Source organism: Pseudomonas sp. B10 (assembly GCF_900156235.1).
Lineage (GTDB): Bacteria > Pseudomonadota > Gammaproteobacteria > Pseudomonadales > Pseudomonadaceae > Aquipseudomonas > Aquipseudomonas siliginis.
The window spans coordinates 2,552,499-2,577,985 of the sequence record NZ_LT707063.1; the positions used below are offsets into that span (position 1 = coordinate 2,552,499).

Sequence of the window (25,487 nt, forward strand, 5' to 3'; positions counted from 1 at the left end):
CTGACGAGGCAAATATGACCAGCCGCCTGAACCCCGAAGACCAAAAGCATGTCGAAGAGTACCTGCAACTGTCCCAACACCGTGTCGAGCGCCGGCCTTTCCGGCCTTGGATGCTCCTGGTGCTGGTGCTGGCAGTGACCATTGGTCTGGGCCTGTTGAGCCGATTTATCAGTTACCTGACGTTATGAGCTGCCTTGCGCTCCCTCGGGTAACCGCACCGATTTCCTTTAAAAACCTTGCGAGTTATCCCTATGTCCCATCGTATTGTCATTGTCGGCGGCGGCGCCGGCGGTCTGGAGTTGGCTACCCGTCTGGGTAAGACTCTGGGCAAGCGCGGCACGGCCAGCGTGATGCTGGTCGACGCGAACCTGACCCACATCTGGAAACCGCTGCTGCACGAAGTGGCCGCCGGTTCCCTGAACTCCTCCGAAGACGAACTCAATTATGTCGCCCAGGCAAAATGGAACCACTTCGAGTTCCAGCTCGGGCGCATGAGCGGGCTTGATCGCGCGCAGAAGAAAATCCAGCTGGCCGCGACCTATGACGAAAACGGCGTCGAGCTGGTGCCGGCGCGTGAAGTGGCTTATGACTCGCTGGTGATCAGCGTCGGTAGCACCACCAACGATTTCGGCACCCAGGGCGCGGCTCAGCATTGCCTATTTCTTGATACGCGCAAACAGGCCGAGCGCTTCCATCAGCAATTGCTCAACCATTATCTGCGCGCCCACGCCGGTCAGACCGACGTGGTCGAGCAGATCAGCGTAGCGATCGTCGGCGCTGGCGCTACAGGCGTTGAGTTGGCGGCAGAACTGCACAACGCCGCCCATGAATTGGCCGCTTATGGTCTGGACCGGATCAAACCGGAAAACATGCACATCACTTTGATCGAAGCCGGCCCACGGGTGCTGCCCGCCCTGCCGGAGCGCATCAGCGGGCCGGTGCACAACACCCTGGAGAAGCTCGGGGTCAATGTGATGACCAACGCAGCAGTCAGTGAAGTGACTGCCGACAGCCTGATCACCGCCGATGGCAACGAGATCAAGGCCAGCCTGAAGGTCTGGGCTGCCGGCATCCGCGCACCGGGTTTCCTCAAGGACATCGACGGTCTGGAGACCAACCGCATCAATCAGCTGCAAGTGCTGCCGACTCTGCAAACCACTCGCGACGAAAACATCTTTGCCTTCGGTGACTGCGCGGCGTGCCCGCAACCGGGCACTGATCGCAACGTGCCGCCGCGTGCACAAGCGGCGCATCAACAAGCCTCGTTGCTGGCCAAGTCGCTGAAACTGCGCATCGAAGGCAAGACCCTGCCGGAGTACAAGTACACCGACTACGGCTCGCTGATTTCGCTGTCGCGTTTTTCTGCTGTGGGTAACTTGATGGGTAACCTGACCGGCAGCGTCATGCTCGAAGGCTGGCTGGCGCGGATGTTCTATGTGTCGCTGTACCGCATGCACCAGATGGCGCTGTACGGTCCGTTCCGCACGGCGATGTTGATGCTGGGGAGCAAGATTGGTCGTGGCACCGAGCCGCGTCTGAAACTGCACTAAGGCCAACATCTGTGGGAGCGAGCCTGCTCGCGAAAGCGGTGGGTCAGTCAACACTGTCGTTGAATGATCCGGCCCCTTCGCGAGCAGGCTCGCTCCCACATTGTTTCGTGCTGTTCTCAAATCAGTAGGACGGCCTGTAATGAATCGCTGTTCATCAGAGCTGGAAGCGTCGCACCATGCCCTGTAGCGCATTGGCCAGTTGCGACAGCTCATGGCTCGATGCGCTGGTCTGATCAGCCCCCGCAGCCGAACGCACCGACAGGTCGCGAATGTTCACCAGATTGCGATCCACTTCCCGCGCCACTTGCGCCTGCTCCTCGGCGGCGCTGGCGATCACCAGGTTGCGCTCGTGAATCTCGTGCACCGACGCCGTGATCGTCACCAGCGCCTCACCTGCCCGCTCTGCGAGAACCAGCGTACTCGCCGCACGAGACGCGCTGGCCTGCATTGACTCCAGCGCCTGGCTCGACCCGCTGCGCATGCCTTGCACCATCTGTTCGATTTCCTGCGTCGATTGCTGGGTGCGATACGCCAGCGCGCGCACCTCATCGGCTACCACCGCAAAGCCGCGACCGCTTTCGCCCGCACGTGCTGCCTCGATGGCAGCGTTGAGCGCCAGCAGATTGGTCTGCTCGGCGATGGCGCGAATCACGTCCAGAACCTTGCCGATGTCTTGCGATTGATTGGCCAGCGACTGCACCAGTTCGCCGGTGTTCTGTACATCACTGGCCAGGGCGTTGATCGCACTGGCAGTTTCGCTGACGCGCTCCTGGCCCAATTGCGCTGACTGACTGGACTGGCGCGTGGCATCGGACGTCGACACCGCGTTGCGCGCGACCTCCTCCACCGCAGCGGTCATCTCGTTAACCGCAGTGGCGGCCTGTTCGATTTCGTTGTTCTGCTCTTGCAGGCCCTGAGTGCTGTCGACGGTGACGGCGCTCAGTTCATCCGCGGCGGTGGCCAGTTGCGTAGCTGAGCCGCTGATACCTTGCAGGGTTTCGCGCAGGTTCTGTTGCATCGTCGCCAAGGCCTTGAGCAAGCGGCTGACTTCGTCGTTGCCATGGGTTTCGATCGGTCGGGTGAGATCGCCCTTGGCGACACTTTCAGCGGCATCCACAGCGCTGCTCAGGGGACGCACGATACTGCGTGTGAGCAACATCGCCAGCGCCACCGTGGCCAGTGCTGCCAAGGCAATGAACAGAGTTACGATGGTGCGCGAGGTTTCATAATGCGCGGCGGACTTCTCGCTTTCGGCAGCGACCTGGCGGGCGAACAGATCGGCGAGATCGTTGAGTTGCTTGCCGGAGCCGTCGACCACGGTCTTCATGTCAACCAGCAACAATTTGGTCAGCTCGTCACGCTTGCCTTGCTCAGCGAGGGTGAACGACTGGGCAATGCCGGTGCGATAGGCGGCGAAGGTTTTCTTGAACTGGTCATACAGCTGCTGGCCTTCGGCAGTGTCGACCAGTTTGTCGTAGGCGGCGATCTTCTCGCTCAGTTCCTTGTCGCGGGTGTCCATCTGGCCGCGATAGGTGGCGATATTGGCCGGATCCTGATCGAGCGCCATGCGCAGGGAGATGGTGCGGATGCGCAGCATCAGTTCGCGGATCTCGTCGCCGCCACGGATGCTCGGCAACCAGCGGTTCTCCACCGCCACCTCACTGTCGCGAATGCTCGACATCTGCCCCAGCGCAAACACGCCGAGCAAGGCCACCAACACCGCGATCAGGGCAAATCCCAGGGCAGCCCGGGGAGCAATATTCAACTGACGAAGCAACATGAGGAACGCCCTTATTCTTGTAATGGCCAGATCAAGGGGCGAAGCGTTGGCAGTCCCCTCGTGTTAGCGGGCTATCGGCAGGTTGTATGACGACTTGAAGGGATTCGCCTTTCAGCAGGCAAAAAAAATCCCCGTATCTTTCGATACGAGGATTTTCAATATGGTCGGGGTAAGGGGATTCGAACTCCTGACATCCTGCTCCCAAAGCAGGCGCGCTACCGGACTGCGCTATACCCCGGTAAAAAAAAGGCGACCTTTCAAAGATCGCCTTCTTCGATCAGCGCTTTTGGCCTCTGATCTTAAGATTCGATCCCAGCGCAAACTGGTTTCAAAAATGGTGGGTCGTGTGGGATTCGAACCTACGACCAATTGGTTAAAAGCCAACTGCTCTACCAACTGAGCTAACGACCCAAATATGGTCGGGGTAAGGGGATTCGAACTCCTGACATCCTGCTCCCAAAGCAGGCGCGCTACCGGACTGCGCTATACCCCGGTTTGAAATTGGCTCCGTGACCAGGACTCGAACCTGGGACCCAATGATTAACAGTCATTTGCTCTACCGACTGAGCTATCACGGAACTACATATTTCAATTTACAACGGTGAAGCTTTGTTGCATCTCGCCACCCGTTCGCATCGCTGCGTTCGTGTGTCTGAGGCGCGCTATTCTACAACCTAGAACACCTCTGTCAACCCCCTAAATTGCTTTCAAGTTAATGATTTGCAACTTATTTCAGATTCCAACCCGGTGGGTTGAAACGCTGCCGGTGACTGACTGCGGGGCGCACTTTACAAGCCTTTTCCTTTGAGTTCAACAGCCTGGCGAAAAAAAGGCCTCGCAATGCGAGGCCTTCCCGGTTTCATTGCCGCTGAGGCTTAGCCGAAAACGATTTCGTCGTTCTCGACCTTGCCGGTGGCGGTGTCGCCCGGCATGAAATGACCCGACAGGATCAACTGCGCCAGCGGGTTTTCGATCCAGCGCTGGATCGCCCGTTTCAAAGGACGTGCGCCATACACCGGGTCGTAACCGACGGCGATCAGCTTGTCCATCGCTTCCGGGCTCAGCTCCAGCTTCAGCTCGCGCTCGGCCAGACGGCTGCGCAGGCGACCCAACTGGATCTCGGTAATCCCGGCGATCTGATCCCGCGCCAGCGGCTCGAAGATCACCACCTCGTCGACCCGGTTGATGAACTCCGGACGGAAGTGCGACGTCAGCGCGTCCATCACAGCAGCACGCTGCGCCTCACGATCACCGACCAGCTCCTGGATCTGCATCGACCCGAGGTTGGAGGTCATCACGATCACCGTGTTGCGGAAGTCCACCGTACGCCCGTGACTGTCGGTCAGCCGGCCATCCTCAAGCACTTGCAGGAGGATGTTGAACACATCCGGGTGCGCCTTCTCGACTTCGTCCATGAGGATCACCGAGTACGGCTTGCGACGCACCGCTTCGGTGAGGTAACCGCCCTCTTCATAGCCGACGTAGCCCGGTGGCGCACCAATCAGACGAGCCACGGAGTGTTTCTCCATGAACTCGGACATGTCGATCCGCACCATCGCCTCTTCAGTATCGAAGAGGAACTCGGCCAAAGCCTTGCACAGCTCGGTTTTACCGACACCGGTCGGGCCGAGGAACATGAACGAGCCGCTCGGCCGATTCGGGTCGGACAGCCCGGCGCGGGAACGCCGTACGGCGTTGGCCACAGCCACGACCGCTTCTTCCTGACCGATGACCCGTTTGTGCAACAGGCTCTCCATCTTCATCAGCTTGTCGCGCTCGCCTTCGAGCATTTTCGACACCGGGATGCCGGTCCACTTCGACACGACTTCGGCAATCTCTTCTTCAGTCACCTTGCTGCGCAGCAACTGGTTTTCGCTCTTGCCGTGCTGGTCGACCATTTGCAGGCTGCGCTCCAGGTCGGGGATCACCCCGTACTGCAACTCGGCCATGCGGTTCAGGTCGCCTTTGCGGCGTGCGGCTTCCAGTTCCTGGCGCGACTGTTCGATCTTCTGCTGAATCTGCGCAGAACCCTGCACCTCGGCTTTCTCCGAGTTCCAGATTTCCTCCAGATCGGAATACTCACGTTCGTGACGCTCGATTTCTTCCTGGAGTTTTTCCAGGCGTTTCTTCGCCGCGTCGTCGCTTTCTTTCTTCAGCGCCTGGGATTCCACCTTCAGCTGAATCAGGCGCCGCTCCAGACGATCGAGTACTTCCGGTTTGGAGTCGATCTCCATGCGGATACGGCTGGCCGCCTCGTCGATCAGGTCGATGGCCTTGTCCGGCAGCTGTCGATCCGTGATGTAGCGATGGCTAAGCTTGGCCGCAGCGATGATCGCGCCATCGGTGATCGCCACTTTGTGGTGGACCTCGTAACGCTCCTTGAGGCCACGCAGAATCGCGATGGTGTCTTCTTCGCTCGGCTCGTCCACCAGAACTTTCTGGAAACGCCGCTCGAGCGCCGCGTCCTTCTCTATATATTGGCGGTACTCATTGAGCGTGGTCGCGCCGACGCAGTGCAGCTCGCCGCGAGCCAGCGCAGGCTTGAGCATGTTGCCAGCGTCCATCGAGCCTTCGCCTTTACCGGCGCCGACCATGGTGTGCAGTTCGTCGATGAACAGAATGATCTGCCCTTCCTGCTTCGACAGTTCGTTGAGCAACGATTTCAGGCGCTCTTCGAACTCGCCGCGATACTTGGCGCCGGCAATCAACGCACCCATGTCCAGCGACAGCAGGCGCTTGCCTTTAAGGCCGTCCGGCACTTCGCCGTTGATGATGCGCTGCGCCAGCCCCTCGGCGATCGCGGTTTTACCCACGCCAGGCTCACCGATCAGCACCGGGTTGTTCTTGGTACGGCGTTGCAGAACCTGAATGGTGCGGCGGATCTCGTCGTCACGGCCGATCACCGGATCAAGCTTGCCTTCTTCGGCGCGCTTGGTCAGGTCGACGGTGTACTTGTCCAGCGCCTGCCGCGACTCTTCGTGGTTGGCGTCATTTACCGCTTCGCCACCACGCAGGTTGTTGATCGCGTTTTCCAGGGCTTTCTTGCTCACGCCTTGGCCGAGCAGCAACTTGCCGAGCTTGCTGTTCTCGTCCATCGCGGCGAGCAGCACCAGTTCGCTGGAAATGAACTGGTCGCCCTTCTGCTGAGCGAGACGGTCAGCCTGATTGAGCAGGCGCGCCAGATCCTGCGACATGTTGACGTCGCCGGTCGGGTTCTGGATTTTCGGTAGTTGATCGAGCTCTTTGGTCAGCTCTTTACGCAAGCTGTTGACGTCGAAGCCTACTTGCATCAGCAACGGCTTGATCGAACCGCCCTGCTGTTCAAGCATGGCCTGCATCAAATGCGCCGGCTCGATGGCCGGATGATCGTGGCCAACCGCCAACGACTGGGCGTCGGACAGGGCCAACTGTAATTTGCTGGTTAAACGGTCAATACGCATGGGTCACCTTCCTTTTGAGCAGGCCGGACCTAAGAAACCATCCTGAATAAAGAAACCTGCCAGATACCACTGTAGATGCGGTCGATTCTGGGAGATTCAAGCGTCGGAGAGTTGATGCAGATCAGAGAGTTTAGCGGGTGAGCCAAACAAGGGAGGCGAAACGACCGGTGCGCGACGCACGGCGGTAAGAAAAGAAACGCGGATCGGTCACGGTGCAGAAACCGCCACCATAAACAGCCGTGACACCCCGTTCAGCCAGACGCAGGCGCGCCAGTTCGTAGATGTCGGCCATGTACTTGCCGGGATTGTGGCTCGGCAAGAAGGCTGTCGCCGCTTCAGGCAATTGATTGATGAAGACTTCCCGTACTTCCGGACCGACTTCAAAGGCTTTGGGGCCAATGGCCGGGCCGAGCCAGACCAGTACCTCGTCAGCAGGAACATCGAGGCTGTCGAGAGTTGCCTCAAGCACACCCGCCGCCAGACCGCGCCAACCGGCATGGGCTGCCGCAACCCGAGTGCCCGCACGATCGCAGAACAACGCCGGCAAGCAATCCGCCGTCATCGCCGCGCAGGCGACTCCCGGCGTTGCCGTCCAGCTGGCATCTGCCGTCGCAACAATGCCCGGATCAGCATGAACCACGGCTATCCCGTGCACTTGCTGCAACCAGGCAGGCTGTATAGAAAAGTGCTCGGTCAGACGCCGACGGTTCTCGGCAACGTCCTGCGGACGATCATCGACGTGATCACCCAGATTCAGGCTGTCGAACGGCGCCTCGCTGACACCACCCTCGCGGGTGGTGACACAGGCCTTGACGCTGGCCGGCGCAGGCCAGTCCGGCGTCAGCCAGTTCATCCGACGAAGGCCTCGCGATCCTGCTTGAGCAGGGTCAGCAGCCAGACGAAATCTTCCGGCAGCGGCGATTCCCAGCTCATGCGCTCACCGCTCGTCGGGTGATCGAGTTCAAGGAAGCGCGCGTGCAGCGCCTGACGCGGGAAGTGCTTGAGCGATTCCACCATGGTCGGGTTGGCCGCAGGCGGAATGCGGAAACGCCCGCCGTACGCCGGATCGCCGACCAACGGGAAGTTGATGTGCGCCATGTGCACGCGGATCTGGTGGGTCCGACCGGTTTCCAGTTTCACCCGCACATGCGTGTGCGAACGGAAACGCTCGAGCACGCGGTAATGGCTGACAGCAGGCTTGCCGCCTTCCATCACTGCCATGCGCTGGCGTTGCTGGCCGTGACGACCGATCGGCGCATTGATCTTGCCACCGGCGGTGACCACGCCAATGACAATGCACTCATAGATGCGGCTGACACTGCGGCTCTGCAATTGCGCAACCAGTTTGGTCTGCGCCTGAATGGTCTTGGCCACCACCATCAGACCGGTGGTGTCCTTGTCCAGACGATGCACGATGCCGGCGCGCGGGACATTGATGATGTCCGGCACATGGTGCAACAAAGCGTTGAGCAGGGTGCCATCGGCATGACCGGCAGCCGGGTGCACCACCAGGCCCGCAGGCTTGTTGATCACTAGGATGTCGTCGTCTTCATAGACGATGTCGAGCTCGATGTCCTGGGCGATCCACTCGCCCTGGGCTTCCTGCTCGGCAGTCAGCTCAAGGACGGCACCGCCATGCACAATGTCGCGCGGGCGGATCACCGCCCCGTCCACAGTCAGGCGACCTTCTTTGATCTAGGCGGAAAGGCGCGAGCGTGAGTGCTCAGCGAAGAGTTGGGCGGCGACTTGATCGAGGCGTTGGCCGCCCAATTCGGACGGCACCTCTGCGCGAAGTTCAATTTTATCGGACATGCTCGGACTGGGCGTCGGCACAGCCTTTGGTTTCGGCTGCGCGCTTGTGGTTAAATACGGCGTCTTTTGCCCCGAGGCTTTTCAACGGGGCGCTCATCATAACAGGACGGCCCCGCCCAAGACAGCGGCCGTCATAGGGACGCAAGCCGCCATGCAAGTGAAACACCTGCTGCTGATCGCCATCCTCGCATTGACCGCTGCTTGCTCATCGAAGGAAGTCGTAGACGAAAACCTCAGCGAAGCCGAGCTGTATCAGCAGGCTCAGACTGACCTGGACAACAACAGCTACACCAGCGCCACAGCCAAGCTGAAGGCTCTGGAGTCGCGTTATCCGTTCGGTCGCTACGCCGATCAGGCTCAGCTGGAGTTGATCTACGCCAACTACAAGAACGCCGAGCCGGAAGCTGCAAAGTCTGCCGCCGAGCGTTTCATTCGTTTGCATCCGCAGCATCCGAACGTGGATTACGCGTACTACCTCAAGGGTCTGACCTCGTTCGACCAGGACGTCGGCCTGCTGGCGCGCTTCCTGCCGCTGGACATGACCAAGCGTGACCCGGGCGCCGCCCGCGACTCGTACAACGAGTTCGCGCAGCTGACCAGCCGCTACCCGAACAGCCGCTACGCGCCGGACGCCAAGCAGCGCATGATCTATCTGCGCAACCTGCTGGCCGCCTACGAAATCCACGTCGCCGACTACTACCTGACCCGTCAGGCTTATGTAGCGGCTGCCAACCGTGGCAAGTACGTCGTGGAAAACTTCCAGGAAACCCCATCGGTCGGCGACGGCCTGGCGGTGATGACCGAAGCCTACCAGCGTCTGCACCTCGACGATCTGGCAGCCACCAGCCTGGAAACCCTGAAGCTCAACTACCCGGATCACCCGAGCCTGGAAGATGGCCAGTTCGTGCCACGCGTAGCCGAAGCTGACAACCGTTCGTTCCTGAGCAAGGCGACTCTGGGCCTGATCGAATCGCGTCCACCGCTGCCGCCGGGCGAAACCCGCGCCAACCAGGACGTGCAGAAGCAGTTCCAGGACGCGAAAGATGCGATCCCGAACGAGCTCAAGCCTAAAGACGAAAACGGCGACGTGATCGAAGAGCCAGAGCCGGAATCCAGCGACACCGACCGCTCGTGGTTCAGCTACATGACCTTCGGCGTGTTCGACTGATCACACCGGCTGTACGAAAAGGGAGATCTGCGGATCTCCCTTTTTTATTGCCGCGCTTTAATAGGCTGTGCGCTGATCGGGTCCTTGGCTAAACTGCCGGATCATCAGTCGAAAAGCCGCTCATCATGCTTCGTTTATTGTTCTGGATTGCCCTGATCTTCGCCGCCATCTGGCTCTGGCGCAAATTCAAGGCCCCCGCCTCGTCCACCCGATCGCCGCGCGAACAGGACGCGCCGCCGATGGTGCGTTGCGCCCACTGCGGCGTGCACCTGCCGCGCGACCGCGCGCTGGGCAACCAGCAACTGTGGTATTGCAGCCAGGCTCATCTCGAGCAAGGCCCGGGCGCCAGTGGTCGCTGAGGCGGTCAACGCCGACCAGAAACAGGCGCAGCGTCTGCTGCGCCTTTATCACCTGTACCGTTTAAGTGTCGGCATCACTCTGGTGTTGCTGATCTCCAGCAACATGGACAACCGCCTGCTGACGTCGGCCAACGACGATCTGCTGCGCGGCGGCAGCTGGCTGTACCTGATCATCAATATGCTGCTGGTGGTGTTCCTCGAAAACACCCGGCGCCCGGCGCAGTTGTTCACCCTGGCCCTCGTCGACGTGCTGCTGTTGTGCGGCCTGTTCTACGCGGCCGGCGGCGTGGCCAGTGCGCTGGGCAATCTGCTGGTGGTCTCGGTGGCAATCAGCAACACCATGCTGCGCCGACGCATCGGCCTGCTGATTGCCGCCATCGCGGCGATCGGCATTGTCGGCCTGAGCTTTCTGCTGGGTCTCAGCCGCCCCTTGAGCGCCAACGCCTACTTGCAAGCCGGCACCCTCGGCGCGCTGTGCTTTGCCGCCTCGCTGCTGGTGCAAGGGTTGATTCGTCGCCTCGAAGTCAGCGAGACCCTGGCCGAACAGCGCGCAAGCGAGGTGGTCAGCCTGGAGGCGTTGAATGCGTTGATCCTGCAACGCATGCGCACCGGCATTCTGGTGCTCGACGAGCAACGCCGGGTGCAACTGGCCAATCACAGTGCGCAGAATCTGCTCGGCCATAGTCACCTGCAAGGTCATTTGATCGACGAATATTCACCAGCACTCGTCGAGCGTCTGCAACTGTGGCGCAACAACCCGACCTTGCGCCCGCAGAGCCTGAAAATCCCCGGCAATGGCCTTGAGCTGCAACCCAGCTTCATCGCTCTCGAGCAGAGTCCGAACCAGCAGACGCTGGTGTTTCTCGAAGACCTGGCGCAAATCACCCAACAAGCCCAGCAACTCAAGCTCGCTGCGCTCGGGCGTTTGACCGCCGGCATCTCCCATGAAATTCGCAATCCACTGGGCGCGATCAGTCATGCCGCGCAGCTGTTGGCCGAGTCCGAGGAACTCGATAGCGCAGATCGACGTCTGACGCAGATTATTCAAGACCACTCCCAGCGCATGAACCGAGTCATCGAAAACGTCCTGCAACTGTCCCGCCGCCAACAAAGCGCGCCGCAACGGCTGGACCTCAAGCCGTGGCTGGAAGACTTCGTCGGCGAAACCCGCGAGCAGGCCAACGAGCGCCAGCACATTCATCTGCGAATCAATTCCGGCGATTTCACCACGCTGATGGACCCCAACCAGCTGCGGCAGATTCTCGACAATCTGATCCGCAACGCCTGGCGTCACAGTGCCCAACTGCACGAGCAGGCCGAAGTATGGCTGGCACTGTTCGTCGACCCCGACAGCCAATTGGCAGTGCTCGAAGTGCAGGACAACGGCCCCGGCGTGTCGGCCGATGAACAGGCGCATCTGTTTGAGCCGTTCTTCACTACGAGCAGCCAGGGCACCGGTCTTGGCCTTTATCTGTCCCGTGAGCTGTGCGAAAGCAACCAGGCACGCCTAGACTTCAAATCACGCCAAGGCGGCGGCTGCTTTTGCATCACTTTTGCTCACGGACGGAAACAAAGTTGAATACAAGCCCACGGCAAAAAATTCTAATCGTCGACGACGAACCGGATATCCGCGAGCTCCTGGAAATCACCCTGGGACGGATGAAACTCGAGACCTTCAGCGCACGCAATCTGGGCGAAGCTCAGGCGCTGTTGCAGCGTGAGCACTTTGACCTGTGCCTGACCGACATGCGCCTGCCCGACGGCACCGGGCTGGAGCTGGTGCAACACATTCAGCAACGCGCTCCACACCTGCCGGTGGCGATGATCACGGCGTACGGAAGCCTGGAAACTGCGATCAATGCGCTGAAGGCCGGGGCGTTCGACTTCCTCACCAAACCGGTGGAACTGCCGCGCTTGCGCGAATTGGTCAGCTCGGCGCTGCGCCTGCCGACAGCGGGCGGCTTGAGCACGGCAATCGAGCGACGCTTGCTGGGCGACTCGCCGCCGATGGCCAATCTGCGCAGGCAGATCGACAAGCTCGCACGCAGTCAGGCGCCGGTGTACATCAGCGGTGAATCCGGCAGCGGTAAAGAACTGGTCGCCCGTCTGATCCACGAACAAGGTCCGCGCGCCAGCCAGCCGTTTGTGCCGGTGAACTGCGGGGCGATTCCGTCAGAGCTGATGGAAAGCGAGTTCTTCGGTCACCGCAAAGGCAGCTTCACCGGTGCCGTCGAGGACAAGCCCGGGCTGTTTCAAGCGGCCCATGGCGGCACTCTGTTTCTCGATGAAGTCGCCGACCTGCCGCTGTCGATGCAGGTAAAACTGCTGCGAGCGATTCAGGAAAAAGCCGTGCGCAGCGTCGGCGGCCAGCAGGAAACGGTGGTGGACGTGCGCATCCTTTGCGCCACGCACAAAGACCTTGAAGCCGAAGTTTCGGCCGAACGCTTCCGCCAGGATCTGTATTACCGGCTCAACGTCATCGAACTGCGCGTGCCGTCCCTGCGCGAACGCCGCGACGACATCGAGGCGCTTGCCATGCACGTGCTCAAGCGCCTGGCCAAAGACACCGGACAACCCGAAGCGCGCCTGCACCCGCAAGCGCTGGAGGCGCTGAAGAACTATCGCTTTCCCGGCAATGTGCGCGAACTGGAGAACGTCCTCGAACGCGCGCACACCCTGTGTGAAAACCGTACGATCGAGGCGCAGGATCTGCGCTTGAGCGAAGGCAATTGCACGGCGGACGGGGCGATGGCCGATCTGACGCAGATCGACAATCTCGAGGATTATCTGGAGAGCGTCGAGCGCAAACTGATTTTGCAGGCGCTGGAGGAAACCCGCTGGAACCGCACGGCGGCGGCGCAGCGGTTGAGTCTGTCGTTTCGGTCGATGCGCTATCGGCTGAAGAAGTTGGGCCTGGATTAAAGGCCCCTTCGCGAGCAGGCTCGCTCCCACATTTGGAATGAGTATTCCTGTGGGAGCGAGCCTGCTCGCGAAGGCGGTCTACCAGCCTCTGACTAAATACGGCCCTCAGGCGCATACGGCGCCGGATCAATAATCGGCGCCCGCCCCAGCATCACGTCAGCAAACAACTGACACGACGCCGGCGCCAGCACCAGCCCGTTGCGGTAATGCCCGCAGTTCAGCCACAACCCATCGAACCCGGGCACCCGGCCAATAAACGGAATGCCTTCCGGCGACCCCGGCCGCAGCCCCGCCCAGTGCCCGACCACTTCGGCATCCGCCAGCGCCGGCAACAATTCGATCGCCGAGGCCTTGAGGCTTTGCAGCGCTACATCGGTCGGGGTCTTGTCGTAACCTTCGTGCTCCAGCGTGCTGCCGATCAGAATGTGACCGTCGCGACGCGGGATCGCATATCGCCCCTTGGCCAGCACCATGCTCGGCAGGAAATCAGCCGCGCACTTATAGAGAATCATCTGGCCTTTGACCGGCTCGACCGGCAACGTCAGGCTCAGCGTCTTGAGCAGATCACCGCTCCACGCCCCCGCTGTCAGCACAATCTGATCGCCGTTGATCACGCCCGTCGGAGTCTGCACGCCGACCACGCGCTCGCCCTCGCGGACGAAGCCACTTACTTCGCATTGCTCATGAATCGTCACATTCGGCAGCGCCAGCAGCGCGGCTTTCAGCGATTTGACCAGCTGTGGATTGCGCACGTTGGCGACATAGGCCATGTAGATCGCCCGGCTGAAACCGCTGCCGAGCACCGGCACTGCGTCATGCGCCGCCGAGATATCCACAGCCCGCAGCGGTCGATTTTCCCGCTCGGCCCAGGCCAGGGCTGCGGCTTCATCGTCCAGGTCCAGCCAGTACAGGCCGGTGGTGTGGACTTCAGGATCAACCCCAGTGTCGGCAAACAAGCGTTCGCCGAGCTGTGGATAAAAATCCTGCGACCAATGCGCCAGCGCGGTGACTGCCGGACTGTAGCGCCACGGGTATAACGGCGAGACGATGCCGCCGCCAGCCCAGGACGATTCCTGGCCGACATTCGAGCGATCCAGCAGCACCACGCTGCGCACTTCGGAGGCGAGATTGTAGGCAGTGAGCAGGCCAATCACCCCGCCGCCGACAATCACCACTTGCTGTTGCCTGGTCATGTTTGATCCAACCGTAAAAAAGACAGTGGGCGCAAAAGGCGCCCGAAAAAAAATGCGTCAGCGGCCCCAGCAATCCTTGGCGGTCACTCCGGTGGTCGCGTTGTTCATGCTTCGCACGCCAGTGTTGGTCAGGGTGAAATCCCCGCATTTGTCGGTGGCCATGGCCGAGCCGGTTTTACGCACAGCGGTGAGCACAAAGGTCTGGTCGGTCAGCGTCGGGATGATAGTGTAGAAATCATTGCCCGAGCTCAGCCCGGTGACGCCGGTGTAGACATTGTTGCGGGTGTAGAAGCGTTCGAGGGTCTGCGCCTGCTCCGAGAGCAGCGAGACCACTTCGGCGCGACGGCCCTTCTTCACGTATTCGTTGTAGCTGGGGATACTGATGGTGAGGATGATCCCGATAATCGCGATGACGATCATGATCTCGATCAGGGTAAAACCTCGGCTGGTTCTGCGCATGCCTCAAATTCTCGCTTACTGGATTTGTCGCCACATGATACGACGGCTGCCGCCGCCACCTTTTTCTACAACGGTGGTGATGGCACCACTGGTGTCGCTCACGAGCTTGGTCTTGGCATCTCGGGAAATGACGTTAAGGGTCGGAATGCCACCGGTGAATACCACGCCACTGGATATCGTGTCATTGCTGTCGACCAAACGGTCACCCGTGGTGTCGATCACGGCGTAGTTGAGCATCTTACCGTTGAACGCATCCAGTTCGACCAACCTGCCCGTACCAAAGCTCGAACAAGGGTCAGTGGTATCAACGCTGGCAGTAGTGAAAACAACTCGTCCCAACACAATGCTGGCCTGGTTGATCACGCGCTCGCCGGTCAGCACGTTGTTATACACCAGCGGCAGATACCAGCCCTTTTCTGCCGGGTAAGTGGTTTCATTCTGGCTAGTGGTCAGGAACTGCCCGGTACTGCCGGAGAACGAACCGGTAATCGCCTGCGCCTGCAAGCTGCTGACGGTGATTTGTCCGGCCCCACCTTCTGCATCCCAGATTGAATAGAACGCCTGCAGATCCTTGTTGGTCTTGTCGGCGGTTTCGTTGAACTTGCCGGTGCCAAAGAACACCTGCTTGCCGCCCTGTGGGTTGTCCGCCAGCAGCGGTTGCGCAGTGATCGGCTGCGTTGCCCCACCCGGGGCGGTGAACAGAGGTTTGCCGGCAAACGCCACGCCCCAGCTTTCTGCCCCGGGTGCGCTCAAGTCGAATTTCCACATACGCCCCTTCAGGTCACCAGCGTAGGCAGCCTGCACCACGTTCGAGGAATTGACCCTGAGTTTTACCGAAGACAGACCGTTAGTGGTTTCCGTGCTGTCGATGACGATTTTCCTGATCAGCGAACCATCCATTGCATCCAGTACATACAAAGCCGCAACCCCCGAATTGCTGCCGTAACCATTGGCGATGAATGTCGCCCAGCGACCATTGGCCAAGCGTGCCACTTCCGGACGCGCGTAGGCGTAACCCAGATCATTGAAAGCATTCGACGCATTCGCCGTAGCCGGCGCACTGACTTCCCACAGTGCCTTGATCACGTTGCCTGCCGAGGCATCGAACAGTTGCAGCCCATAGAAGGTTTTGCCGCCGGCCCCCGTTCCGCCAATGGCCAGGGTTTTCCAGGTGGTACCGGCCTGCGCATCGAACACGCCGACCTGACCATCCACCAGAAATTTGTGGCTGACGCCGTTGACGTAGTTGGTGTCCGCGATCAGTCGCAGGGAAGGCAGCACGCTGGAGGGCATATAGGCATAACGGCGGGTGCCGTTCGCCGAATTGATCACGTTGACGAAACCGTCGTTGGCGTTCACCACCAGACTGGTGTTCATGTTCGCAGCCTTGGTCGTCAGATAGTTGGTGTAACTGCTGTCACCCGTCAGATCGGATGCGGTCTTGTCCGAAGGCGAGGCGAGCACCAGCGGCGAATTAATGATGTCGCCCAACAGCGCACTGCGAACTTTGAGCCCGGCCCTGTTGGTCCCTTTGCTCCACTCCACCAGATCATTGCCGTTGATTCCGGCGGGCAAGCCCTGATTCAGCGTGTTCTGCTGGGCTGGGGAAAAGCTGCCGAATGCCAGAGCAATGGGCGTGTTGCTCAAGGTGTTCCATGACTGGAAAGTCGGCGCTGTGGCAGAGGGCACGATGGTGGTGTCGGTCGACCATTGCGCCGCCGAGGTATTCACCGTGCCGGTCGAGGTAAAGCCGAACGACCTGATCGTGCCGCGCCAATCCTTGGGATCGTAAGTGGTCTGGTAGAAACTGCTGCCACTGGTCAACGTGCTGCTGCTGGCAACACCGGCACCACCGGAGCCGGCCTTGGAAGTGATATCGCTCAATGCCGACGATAACGCCGCATTGAGCCCGGAGCTGTCGGTCGCCTGGTAATACCTGCCCTGCCCGTAACTGGCGGCGTCGGACAACATGTCGTTATCCGCAGCGAAACCCACGGTATAGGTGTTCATGTTCTGCCGGGGAAAATCCACCGCGTTCCAGCTCTTGCCGGCTGCGTCGGTGCCGGTCGAGCGCATGTCGATGTCGAAGGCGAATTTGGCAATGTCATCCAGATACAGAGTGTCACCTTCACCGTCACCGTTGAGGTTGTCGCCATCGTTATTCACGCCATCCCAGTTCGGTAAGCGACTGCCTCCCAGCGGATCGTTGGTCGGGAAGGAACGGTCATAGGTCGGCAAGCCATCGGTAATCACCACGCCGTAGTTTTTCTGGCAGCGGTATTGAATCGGACTGGTATAGGTCGCCGGTGTGCCGTTGTAGTAAGGCGCCAAGCCACGCATGTAGCGCGTGACTTCGTAGTAGCTCTCGGCCAATGGCGTGTTGGCCACGGCGTTCAAGCCGTTGATCGATGAAATCAGCGCGTTGTAGTTGGTGTCTGCCTGGGCCTGGGTGACGCTGCCCGCGACGGGTGACAAATCGGTGATCGAGCGGGCGATGAAACCGCCGTTGCCCGGGTTGCTGCTGGTGGCCGGATTGAATGTCGACAGGCCCATGCGCAAGGTGCGGTTGCTGCTCACCAGTGCGGTGGAAACGTTGCGCGCCACGTTCATCCGGTAATCGTTGGGAATCGCCCCCGTGGTGAAGTCGCGGGTGCCGTTGCTGTTGGCGAGGCTGACTATGTAGGAAATGTAATCGGCGGAATACCGAGTGTTCTCGTTTCCTACGGGGTCGGGCAGTTTTAGGCACAACGGCGCCACGCTGTTGTTGTAGAACGCATAGGCGCCTCCCGAGCACCCGGAAGTCGGCAGGCTCGATAGAAACACCGTGTCGCCGGTAATCTGCGGCGCGTTGAGTGCAGAGCACAATCCGAGGAAGGCATTGCACTGCCGGGCGGGAGTGCGGTTGACGTTCGGGTCGAATCCGGCGGCGTAGATGATGCTGTTCATACTGCCGGAGTCGTCGATCAGCAGCATCACGTTTGGCGCCACCGCAGCCGCGCTCAGCAATGGCGAATCGGAAGGCGTGAAAGCCCAGGCCGGTGCCGCCAGGTAACAACTCAGGAGCATGCCGATCAGCAGCGACACGCCGCGCTCAATACTTCGCATAGACACTCTCCACCACGCTACGCGAATTGCCGGCGATGCCGACCGCAGTGACTCGATACAACGTCGCCGAAGTGTTACTCGGCACGTTCACCGCCGTCAGAGTCGTGCCGATGTTCTGCACGCCATAAAAGCCATTACCGGCGGCGATCCAGGTTACCCCGGAGGTCGAATTGAAGCCGGCCGAGCTGACCACTGACGACTCCGCCGGCGGCAGACATTGGTTCGTGCCGCTGCACACCGCCAACGAGTAACTGTCCAGCTGCACCGCACTTTCGCCGATACGCAACGCCGCTTCCGCAGCCTGAAACGATTGATTGCGCAGGCTTACGCTGCCGGCCATTTTCTCTTGCAGGTTGGCGCTCTGCATCGAGGACAAACCGATCAATGTGAGCAACAGCAGAAACACCAGGCTCACCAACAGGACCATGCCGCGCTGGGCCTGACGTTGTTGCAAGGAAATCCTCATCGCCGCCCCCTCATGGCAAGCGGTTGCGCAATGCCGCAACCACGTTGAAGGTTTGATTGCGCACCCGATTGTTCGGGTCGGTGAGGGTCAGGCTCAGGCGCACGCTGCGGATGCGCGCGGGATCGCCAGGGTTGCTGCTGTAGGTTGAGGCTGCGACGTCGGTTGCCGAGCTGGCCAGGCCGAAGGTGACGTTGAAGGCGCTGACATTGTTCACCAGCACTTGCTGCGCCGGATTGCCGCTGCCAGTGCCCATGAGGATCTGGTTATTGCTGAAGCTGTAGATCAGGCGCCGGATCGGGAACGCGATCTGCCCCATGGTCGGGCTGCGCAATCCGCTGTAGGCGACCGCGCTGTTGCGACAGTCGGAAATCACCGTCCAGGTCGGCGTTCCCCCGCCGCTGCCGACATCGGCGGTGACCATGGTCAGCTTGAGATTGGCGTTATCCCAGCTGATCGGGATGAGTTGCGCAGTGTTGAAATCCCCTGCTGAGCTGGAGTCGACGATGGTGCCGAGGCAGCCGAACATGCCGACCATGCGGATTTCCTGAATCATTTTGCTGAGGACGAAGCGCGCATCTTCCTGCATCGCTGCGGCGCTGTTCTGGCTGACGTAGGTGTTTTTTGCGGCGATGAAAATCTGCACCACACCGAGTACGACGATCAACCCCAAAGCCAGGGCAATCAGCAACTCGATCAGGCCGAAACCACGGCTGGTGTGCTTCATGGTGTGGCCACCGGATCGACCGCCGCACGGCTGCTCAGGACGAAACTGCGCTGGGCACTGGCAGCGTTGGCCGCGCGCGCGTCGCTCCAGGTAATGGTGATGGTGTAGACCCGCTGGTTGAGGGTGATGCTGCCCGTCGCGGTCGGACCGCCGAAGTTGGCGATATTGGTGGTGAAATCGTAGAGATCCTGGTCCCGCGCATTACTGAGATTGCCCGAGGTCGGTGGCGTAACGGTGTAGTTGGCGCCGGAATTGGCGCGGATGCGATCCATCATGTCATAGGCGATGAAGCTGGCCTGACTGGTCATCCGCGAACTGTCGGTGTACTTCAGCGCATTGAGCTGCACCGCCGCTGCGCCCAACAGCCCTACGGTGAGAATCAGCAGCGCGACCAGCACTTCGATCAGCGTCATGCCCTCCTGTGCGTTTTTGCTCCCTGCCCTCATCCGCAATTTCCACCCAGTTGAATACGTCCGTTCAAACACACGTTCAGCGTCCTGCTTTGCGTGCCCAGCGTGTAACCGATGACCACCGCCGTCGACGGTGCCGCCAGACCGCCGAGGTTGTTGAAATCCAGTGCGGTCACTCCTGAGGGTAGCGTCAGAGTCGCGCCACTGCTCATTGCTGGAACAACCCGCAACACATTGGCCGGATTGCCAGTACTGTCGTAGACCGCCAGCTCACCGGTCCATACACTGCCGCCGGCGGTCGGACGCAGACGCGTGGTCACGCCGCGATTGATTGCCTCGAGGCGAGCGAAATTGATTGCCCGCTGCAAGTCGCCGACTTCGGTATCCGCCTTGCTGCTCTGGATCGTACGGGTAAAGGCCGGCACCGCCAGCGTGATCAGTATCAGGAACACCGCAATGGCGACCAGCAACTCGACCAGCGTGAAACCTTTTGTACGAAGATCCATCGGTGCCCTCCGTTGCCGTCGGCTATACCTGCTTTTACACGCTAGAACATTCGCTCGGCACGCGCCGACTGATTTGCCCTGCGCGGCGCACGGATTGCGCTGCTCATACCATTCCACGGAGGGATTTTTCATGCCGCAACACGGTTTCAGCCTGATTGAACTGCTTATGGGACTGGCGATTGGCGCAATTGTTCTGCTGCTGGTCAGCCCGGCGTTCGCCGCGCTCAAGCAAGCGACTCAACGCGACCACGCGGCGCAGTCGCTGCTCGAAGGCATCCGCCACGCTCGCACACTGGCCATCACGCACAATCAGAGCGTGGTGATCCATGGCATCGGCAGTGACTGGAGTCAGGGTTGGCGGATCATTCTGGATAGAAGCGGCAAGGGGCCGGAGGACAGCAGCAATCCGCTGCTGGTTGAACGCGCCAGTGAGGCGAAAGTGCCGATTGTCGGCAACTGGTGGGTGAGCCGCTATGTGCGGTTCAGTCATCTGGGGCAGCCACTGATGCCGGGGCGGCGATTTCAGGCGGGGACAATACACATCTGCTCGCCGCGCGAACCGGTCAGCCAGCGGCAGATCGTGCTGGCGGCGACCGGTCGCGTGCGCCTGAGCAGTCAGGAGACCGAACAGGCGCTGTGCGACAAAAGCAGAAGCGTCAGATCGAACGGACGCGCAGCTCTTTCGGCATCGAGAACGTGATGTTCTCCTCACGGCCAGCCAGCTCATCGGCACCGGTCGCGCCCCAGGCCTGCAGTTGCTGAATCACGCCCCGGACCAGCACTTCCGGTGCCGAGGCGCCAGCGGTAATGCCAATGCGCTCGACGCCATCGAACCAGCTCTGTTGCAGGTCCTCGGCACCGTCGATCAGGTAGGCCGGAGTCGCCATACGCTCAGCCAGTTCACGCAGACGGTTGGAGTTGGAACTGTTCGGGCTGCCGACCACCAGCACCACGTCGCACTCGTCGGCCAGTTGCTTGACGGCGTCCTGGCGGTTTTGTGTGGCGTAGCAGATGTCGTCCTTGCGCGGGCCACCGATGGCCGGGAAGCGCGTGCGCAGGGCATCAATCACACGGCTGGTGTCGTCCATCGACAAGGTTGTCTGGGTGACGAAAGCGAGTCTTTCCGGATCGCGCACCTGCAATGCGGCCACGTCCTTCTCGTCTTCGACGAGGTAGATCGCGCCGCCATTGCTGGCGTCGTACTGACCCATGGTGCCTTCGACTTCCGGGTGACCGGCGTGGCCGATCAGGATGCACTCGCGACCGTCGCGGCTGTATTTGGCGACCTCGATGTGCACCTTGGTCACCAGCGGGCAGGTTGCATCGAAGACTTTCAGGCCACGACCTGCAGCTTCGTTGCGCACGGCTTGGGAAACACCGTGGGCGCTGAAGATGACAATGACGTCATCGGGTACCTGATCGAGCTCTTCGACGAAAATCGCGCCACGGCTGCGCAGGTCTTCGACGACGAACTTGTTGTGCACCACTTCGTGACGCACATAGATCGGCGGCCCGAAGACTTCCAGGGCGCGGTTGACGATTTCGATCGCCCGGTCCACACCGGCGCAGAAGCCACGGGGGTTGGCGAGTTTGATTTGCATGCTGTGCCTCGTGTCTTGCGCGCGAAAACAATGGAAAACAGACTGTGGAGACCTGCTTGTTGTGGCGAGGGGATTCATCCCCGCTCGGCTGCTTAGCAGTCGTAGACCGTCAACGGACTTATCTCAGAATCCGTTGACTGGTCTGGGGCGCTTCGCACCCCAGCGGGGATAAATCCCCTCGCCACAGAAGCTCACTCCTGCATTTTTAGATCGCTTTGACGGAAATGATTTCCACGTCAAAGGTCAGCGTCTTGCCCGCCAGCGGGTGGTTGAAGTCGACGGTCACTTGCGTGTCATCGAATTCCTTCACCACACCTGGCAATTCAGTATTGGCCGCATCATTGAAGATCACCAGCAGACCCGGCGACAACTCCATGTCGGTGAACTGCGAACGCGGGATGGTCTGCACGTTCTGCGGGTTCGGCTGACCAAAAGCGTTTTCCGGCTCGACGGTCAGGGTGCGCTTGTCGCCGGCCTTGAAGCCGAACAGTGCGGCTTCGAAGCCCGGCAGCAGGTTGCCATCGCCGACCTTGAACGTCGCCGGGGCCTTGTCGAAGGTACTGTCGACGGTGTCACCGTTTTCCAGGCGCAAGGCAAAGTGCAGGGTGACTTCGGTGTTCTGGCCGATGCGTTGCTCAGTCGATAGCGGTTCAGTCATGAGCGGCCTCTTCGGTTTTCTTCGATTTGAACATGTCCAGTGCCAGCATGATCGCGCCAACGGTGATCGCGCTGTCGGCAATGTTGAACGCCGGGAAATACCAGCGGTTCTGCCAGTGCACCAGGATGAAGTCGATCACATGGCCCAGGGCAACGCGGTCATACAGGTTGCCCAGCGCGCCCCCCAGCACCAGCGCCAGGGCGACGGCCAGCCAGGTATCGTTGCGGCCCAGGCGCTTGAGCCAGACCACCAGCACGGCACTGACGACAATGGCGATCAGGGCAAACAGCCAGCGCTGCCAGCCGGAGCTGTCGGCGAGGAAGCTGAAAGCAGCGCCAGTGTTGTAGGCCAGCGTCCAGCTGAACAGATCGGGAATGATCACGATCTGCTGGAACATTTCGAGCTTGGCTTCGAAGTAGAACTTGCTGGCCTGGTCAATGACCAGGACCAGCAGGCTCAACCACAGCCAGCTCAGCCGTCCGAAACGGCCAATGGCATCAGGCATAGTGACGAACCTCGCCAGCACCGCTGATGTTGTCGACGCAACGACCGCAGATTTCCGGATGCTCCGGGTTCACGCCGACGTCTTCGCGGCAATGCCAGCAACGTGCGCATTTCGGGAACGCCGATTTGACGATCTTCAGTTTCAGACCGCTGACTTCGGTGGCCACTGCATCGGCCGGAGCCTGCACGAATGGTGCAACGCTGGCAGTCGAGGTGATCAGGACGAAGCGCAGCTCATTGCTCAGCTTGGCCAGATCGGCGCTCAGCGCCTCTTCGGCAAACAGCGTCACTTCGGCCTGCAGGTTGCCACCGACGGCTTTCGCCGCACGCTGGATTTCCATCTCTTTGTTGACCGCAACCTTCACTTCCATGATGCGATCCCAGTAGGCGCGACCCAGCTCGAAGCCTTCCGGCAGCTCGGTGAGGCCTTCGTACCAGGTGTTGAGCATGACCGACTCGTTACGCTCGCCCGGCAGGTATTGCCACAGTTCGTCAGCAGTGAAGGCGAGGATCGGCGCGATCCAGCGCACCAGCGCTTCAGAGATGTGGAACAGCGCGGTCTGGCACGAGCGCCGGGCCTTGCTGTCGGCGCCGGTGGTGTACTGGCGGTCCTTGATGATGTCGAGGTAGAAACCACCCAGCTCCTGCACGCAGAAGTTGTGGATCTTCGAGTAGACGTTCCAGAAACGGTATTCGCCGTAGTGCTCTTGCAACTCGCGTTGCAGCAGCAGCGTGCGATCCACCGCCCAGCGATCCAGCGCCAGCATGTCTTCGGCCGGCAGCAGGTCGGTGGCCGGGTTGAAACCGGTCAGGTTGGAAAGCAGGAAGCGCGCGGTGTTACGGATACGACGATAGGCATCGGCGCTGCGCTGCAGAATCTGCTCGGACACCGCCATTTCGCCGGAGTAGTCGGTCGAAGCGACCCACAGACGCATGATGTCGGCGCCCAGGGTGTCGTTGACCTTCTGCGGCGCGATCACGTTGCCCAGCGATTTGGACATCTTGCGGCCGGACTCGTCGACGGTGAAGCCGTGCGTCAGCAGTTCGCGGTACGGCGCGTGGTTGTCGATGGCGCAACCGGTCAGCAACGAGGAGTGGAACCAGCCACGGTGCTGGTCGGAACCTTCCAGGTACAGGTCGGCACGCGGGCCGCTCTCGTGGCCCATCGGGTGCGAACCGCGCAGGACGTGCCAGTGCGTGGTGCCCGAGTCGAACCAGACGTCGAGGGTGTCGCTGATCTTGTCGTACTGCGGCGCTTCATCGCCAAGCAGTTCGGCGGCGTCGAGTTTGAACCAGGCTTCGATGCCTTCGACTTCAACGCGTTTGGCGACTTCTTCCATCAGCTCGACGGTACGCGGGTGCAGCTCGCCGCTTTCCTTGTTGAGGAAGAACGGGATCGGCACGCCCCAGTTGCGCTGACGCGAGATGCACCAGTCCGGACGATTGGCGATCATCGAGTGCAGACGCGCCTGGCCCCAGGCCGGAACGAACTTGGTGTCTTCGATGGCTTTGAGCGAGCGCACGCGCAGGGTGTCGCCGCTGGTTGGCTCCTTGTCCATGCCGATGAACCACTGCGCAGTAGCGCGGTAGATCAGCGGGGTCTTGTGGCGCCAGCAGTGCATGTAGCTGTGTTCGATGACGGTGGTGTGCATCAGCGCACCGACTTCAGTCAGTTTTTCGACGATGGCCGGGTTGGCCTTCCAGATGAACTGGCCGCCGAAGAATTCCAGCGACGGCACGTACACGCCGTTGCTCTGTACCGGGTTGAGGATGTCGTCGTTGACCATGCCGTATTTCTTGCAGGTCACGAAGTCGTCCACGCCGTAGGCCGGGGCGGAGTGAACCACGCCGGTGCCAGCGCCCAGTTCAACGTAGTCAGCCAGGTACACCGGCGACAGACGATCGTAGAACGGGTGACGGAAGTTGATCAGCTCCAGCTCTTTACCGGTGGTGGTGGCGACGACCGAACCTTCCACGCCATAGCGCGCCAGGCAGGCTTCGACCAGCTCTTCAGCCAGCACCAGCAGCTTGTCGCCGATATCGACCAGGGCATAGTTGAATTCCGGGTGCACGTTCAGCGCCTGGTTGGCCGGGATGGTCCACGGGGTGGTGGTCCAGATCACGATCGCAGCAGGTTTGCTCAGCGAGGCCAGACCGAACGCCGCAGCCAGTTTGGCTTCGTCGGCGATCGGGAACGCAACGTCGATGGTCGAGGACTTCTTGTTCTCGTACTCGACTTCCGCTTCAGCCAGAGCCGAACCGCAATCGAAGCACCAGTTCACTGGCTTGAGGCCCTTGAAGACAAAACCACCCTTGACGATTTCGGCGAGGGCGCGGATTTCACCGGCCTCGTTCTTGAAATCCATGGTCTTGTACGGGTTGGCGAAGTCGCCCAGCACGCCGAGACGGATGAACTCGGACTTCTGCCCTTCGATCTGCTCGGTGGCGTAGGCACGGCACAGCTCGCGGGTCTTATCCGCGCCGAGGTTCTTGCCGTGGGTCACTTCCACCTTGTGCTCGATCGGCAGGCCGTGGCAGTCCCAGCCCGGGACGTACGGCGCGTCGAAACCCGACAGGGTTTTCGAGCGGATGATCATGTCCTTGAGAATCTTGTTCAGTGCGTGACCGATGTGGATCGTGCCGTTGGCGTACGGAGGGCCGTCGTGCAGGACGAACTTCGGACGATCCTTGCCAATCTCGCGCAACTTTCCGTACAGGCCAATACTGTCCCAGCGCTGCAGGATCTGCGGTTCGCGCTGTGGCAGGCCGGCCTTCATTGGGAAGGCGGTGTCCGGAAGGTTTAGCGTGGCTTTATAGTCGGTCATTTAAG

At 60.5% G+C, this 25,487-nt stretch carries 21 protein-coding genes, 4 tRNA genes and 1 pseudogene; 7 read left to right on the forward strand and 19 right to left on the reverse strand.

Translation table 11 applies throughout. The features are described from left to right. Positions 1-14: 14 nt before the first annotated feature. Positions 15-188 carry a DUF3094 domain-containing protein gene (locus tag BXA01_RS11425; protein WP_007909875.1) on the forward strand — a complete coding sequence of 58 codons (174 nt, stop codon included), beginning with the start codon at positions 15-17 and terminating at the stop codon, positions 186-188. Positions 189-251: 63 nt separating this feature from the next. After that, positions 252-1,550, forward strand: coding sequence for an NAD(P)/FAD-dependent oxidoreductase (locus tag BXA01_RS11430; RefSeq protein WP_076564151.1), 1,299 nt, complete (start codon positions 252-254; stop codon positions 1,548-1,550). A gap of 154 nt (positions 1,551-1,704) precedes the next feature. Here the strand turns inward: BXA01_RS11430 and BXA01_RS11435 are convergent, their stop codons facing one another. The 8 genes and pseudogenes from BXA01_RS11435 to rluD all read right to left on the reverse strand — a co-directional run bounded on the left by BXA01_RS11435 (position 1,705) and on the right by rluD (position 8,582). After that, positions 1,705-3,330 (reverse strand): methyl-accepting chemotaxis protein, encoded by a 1,626-nt coding sequence (locus BXA01_RS11435; RefSeq protein WP_071173634.1) that lies wholly within the window; start codon positions 3,328-3,330, stop codon positions 1,705-1,707. A gap of 161 nt (positions 3,331-3,491) precedes the next feature. After that, positions 3,492-3,568, reverse strand: a tRNA-Pro gene (locus BXA01_RS11440). Between the two features lie 97 nt (positions 3,569-3,665). Further along, positions 3,666-3,741: transfer RNA gene (locus BXA01_RS11445), tRNA-Lys, on the reverse strand. A gap of 5 nt (positions 3,742-3,746) precedes the next feature. After that, positions 3,747-3,823: transfer RNA gene (locus tag BXA01_RS11450), tRNA-Pro, on the reverse strand. A 9-nt stretch (positions 3,824-3,832) separates the two neighbouring features. Then, positions 3,833-3,908: transfer RNA gene (locus tag BXA01_RS11455), tRNA-Asn, on the reverse strand. Positions 3,909-4,205: 297 nt separating this feature from the next. Then, on the reverse strand, positions 4,206-6,770 hold the full coding sequence (gene clpB, locus BXA01_RS11460) for an ATP-dependent chaperone ClpB (RefSeq protein WP_056790458.1): 2,565 nt from the start codon (positions 6,768-6,770) through the stop codon (positions 4,206-4,208). A gap of 130 nt (positions 6,771-6,900) precedes the next feature. Next, on the reverse strand, positions 6,901-7,623 hold the full coding sequence (gene pgeF / locus BXA01_RS11465) for a peptidoglycan editing factor PgeF (protein WP_076564152.1): 723 nt from the start codon (positions 7,621-7,623) through the stop codon (positions 6,901-6,903). Then, positions 7,620-8,582: pseudogene (gene rluD, locus BXA01_RS11470) on the reverse strand (23S rRNA pseudouridine(1911/1915/1917) synthase RluD). Before rluD ends, pgeF begins: the two are co-directional and overlap by 4 nt. Before the next feature lie 151 nt (positions 8,583-8,733). Between rluD and BXA01_RS11475 the strand changes: the two are divergent. From BXA01_RS11475 to BXA01_RS11490, 4 genes are all read left to right on the forward strand, one after another. Beyond that, complete coding sequence (locus tag BXA01_RS11475; protein WP_056790462.1) at positions 8,734-9,750, forward strand: outer membrane protein assembly factor BamD; 1,017 nt, start codon at positions 8,734-8,736, stop codon at positions 9,748-9,750. Between the two features lie 125 nt (positions 9,751-9,875). Next, the gene (locus BXA01_RS11480) at positions 9,876-10,109 is read left to right on the forward strand and encodes a PP0621 family protein (RefSeq protein ID WP_016773138.1); all 234 of its coding nucleotides are present in this window, start codon (positions 9,876-9,878) and stop codon (positions 10,107-10,109) included. Next, positions 10,099-11,688, forward strand: coding sequence for a sensor histidine kinase (locus tag BXA01_RS11485; protein ID WP_076564153.1), 1,590 nt, complete (start codon positions 10,099-10,101; stop codon positions 11,686-11,688). Before BXA01_RS11480 ends, BXA01_RS11485 begins: the two co-directional genes overlap by 11 nt. Next, entirely contained in the window at positions 11,685-13,031 is a 1,347-nt protein-coding gene (locus tag BXA01_RS11490; protein ID WP_076564154.1) for a sigma-54-dependent transcriptional regulator, read from the forward strand. The genes BXA01_RS11485 and BXA01_RS11490 overlap by 4 nt, the downstream gene beginning before the upstream one ends. 92 nt (positions 13,032-13,123) lie before the next feature. Here the strand turns inward: BXA01_RS11490 and thiO are convergent, their stop codons facing one another. Genes thiO through BXA01_RS11525 form a run of 7 tightly spaced genes read right to left on the reverse strand, consistent with a single transcriptional unit; the run spans position 13,124 to position 19,894 of the window. Then, entirely contained in the window at positions 13,124-14,224 is a 1,101-nt protein-coding gene (gene thiO / locus BXA01_RS11495; RefSeq protein WP_076564155.1) for a glycine oxidase ThiO, read from the reverse strand. Between the two features lie 57 nt (positions 14,225-14,281). After that, entirely contained in the window at positions 14,282-14,683 is a 402-nt protein-coding gene (locus BXA01_RS11500; RefSeq protein WP_076564156.1) for a type IV pilin protein, read from the reverse strand. A 15-nt stretch (positions 14,684-14,698) separates the two neighbouring features. After that, entirely contained in the window at positions 14,699-17,788 is a 3,090-nt protein-coding gene (locus tag BXA01_RS11505; protein WP_076564157.1) for a pilus assembly protein, read from the reverse strand. Further along, complete coding sequence (locus tag BXA01_RS11510; protein ID WP_041477802.1) at positions 17,775-18,254, reverse strand: pilus assembly PilX family protein; 480 nt, start codon at positions 18,252-18,254, stop codon at positions 17,775-17,777. Before BXA01_RS11510 ends, BXA01_RS11505 begins: the two co-directional genes overlap by 14 nt. Before the next feature lie 10 nt (positions 18,255-18,264). Continuing rightward, entirely contained in the window at positions 18,265-18,978 is a 714-nt protein-coding gene (locus BXA01_RS11515) for a PilW family protein (protein WP_076564158.1), read from the reverse strand. Next, complete coding sequence (pilV, locus tag BXA01_RS11520) at positions 18,975-19,424, reverse strand: type IV pilus modification protein PilV (protein WP_071173641.1); 450 nt, start codon at positions 19,422-19,424, stop codon at positions 18,975-18,977. Before pilV ends, BXA01_RS11515 begins: the two co-directional genes overlap by 4 nt. After that, positions 19,421-19,894, reverse strand: a complete 474-nt coding sequence (locus BXA01_RS11525; protein WP_041477800.1) for a GspH/FimT family pseudopilin — start codon at positions 19,892-19,894, stop codon at positions 19,421-19,423. The genes pilV and BXA01_RS11525 overlap by 4 nt, the downstream gene beginning before the upstream one ends. 130 nt (positions 19,895-20,024) lie before the next feature. On the opposite strand from BXA01_RS11525, the gene BXA01_RS11530 reads away from it, so the two are divergent. Then, on the forward strand, positions 20,025-20,594 hold the full coding sequence (locus BXA01_RS11530; protein WP_076564159.1) for a GspH/FimT family pseudopilin: 570 nt from the start codon (positions 20,025-20,027) through the stop codon (positions 20,592-20,594). Here the strand turns inward: BXA01_RS11530 and ispH are convergent. The 4 genes from ispH to ileS form a co-directional block, all read right to left on the reverse strand. Continuing rightward, the gene (gene ispH / locus BXA01_RS11535; RefSeq protein WP_016773129.1) at positions 20,551-21,495 is read right to left on the reverse strand and encodes a 4-hydroxy-3-methylbut-2-enyl diphosphate reductase; all 945 of its coding nucleotides are present in this window, start codon (positions 21,493-21,495) and stop codon (positions 20,551-20,553) included. The genes BXA01_RS11530 and ispH overlap by 44 nt on opposite strands. Before the next feature lie 205 nt (positions 21,496-21,700). Next, the gene (fkpB, locus tag BXA01_RS11540) at positions 21,701-22,153 is read right to left on the reverse strand and encodes an FKBP-type peptidyl-prolyl cis-trans isomerase (RefSeq protein WP_016773128.1); all 453 of its coding nucleotides are present in this window, start codon (positions 22,151-22,153) and stop codon (positions 21,701-21,703) included. Then, the gene (lspA, locus tag BXA01_RS11545) at positions 22,146-22,658 is read right to left on the reverse strand and encodes a signal peptidase II (protein ID WP_041477796.1); all 513 of its coding nucleotides are present in this window, start codon (positions 22,656-22,658) and stop codon (positions 22,146-22,148) included. The genes fkpB and lspA overlap by 8 nt, the downstream gene beginning before the upstream one ends. Beyond that, positions 22,651-25,482, reverse strand: a complete 2,832-nt coding sequence (gene ileS, locus BXA01_RS11550) for an isoleucine--tRNA ligase (RefSeq protein ID WP_076564160.1) — start codon at positions 25,480-25,482, stop codon at positions 22,651-22,653. Before ileS ends, lspA begins: the two co-directional genes overlap by 8 nt. Between the last annotated feature and the right edge of the window lie 5 nt (positions 25,483-25,487).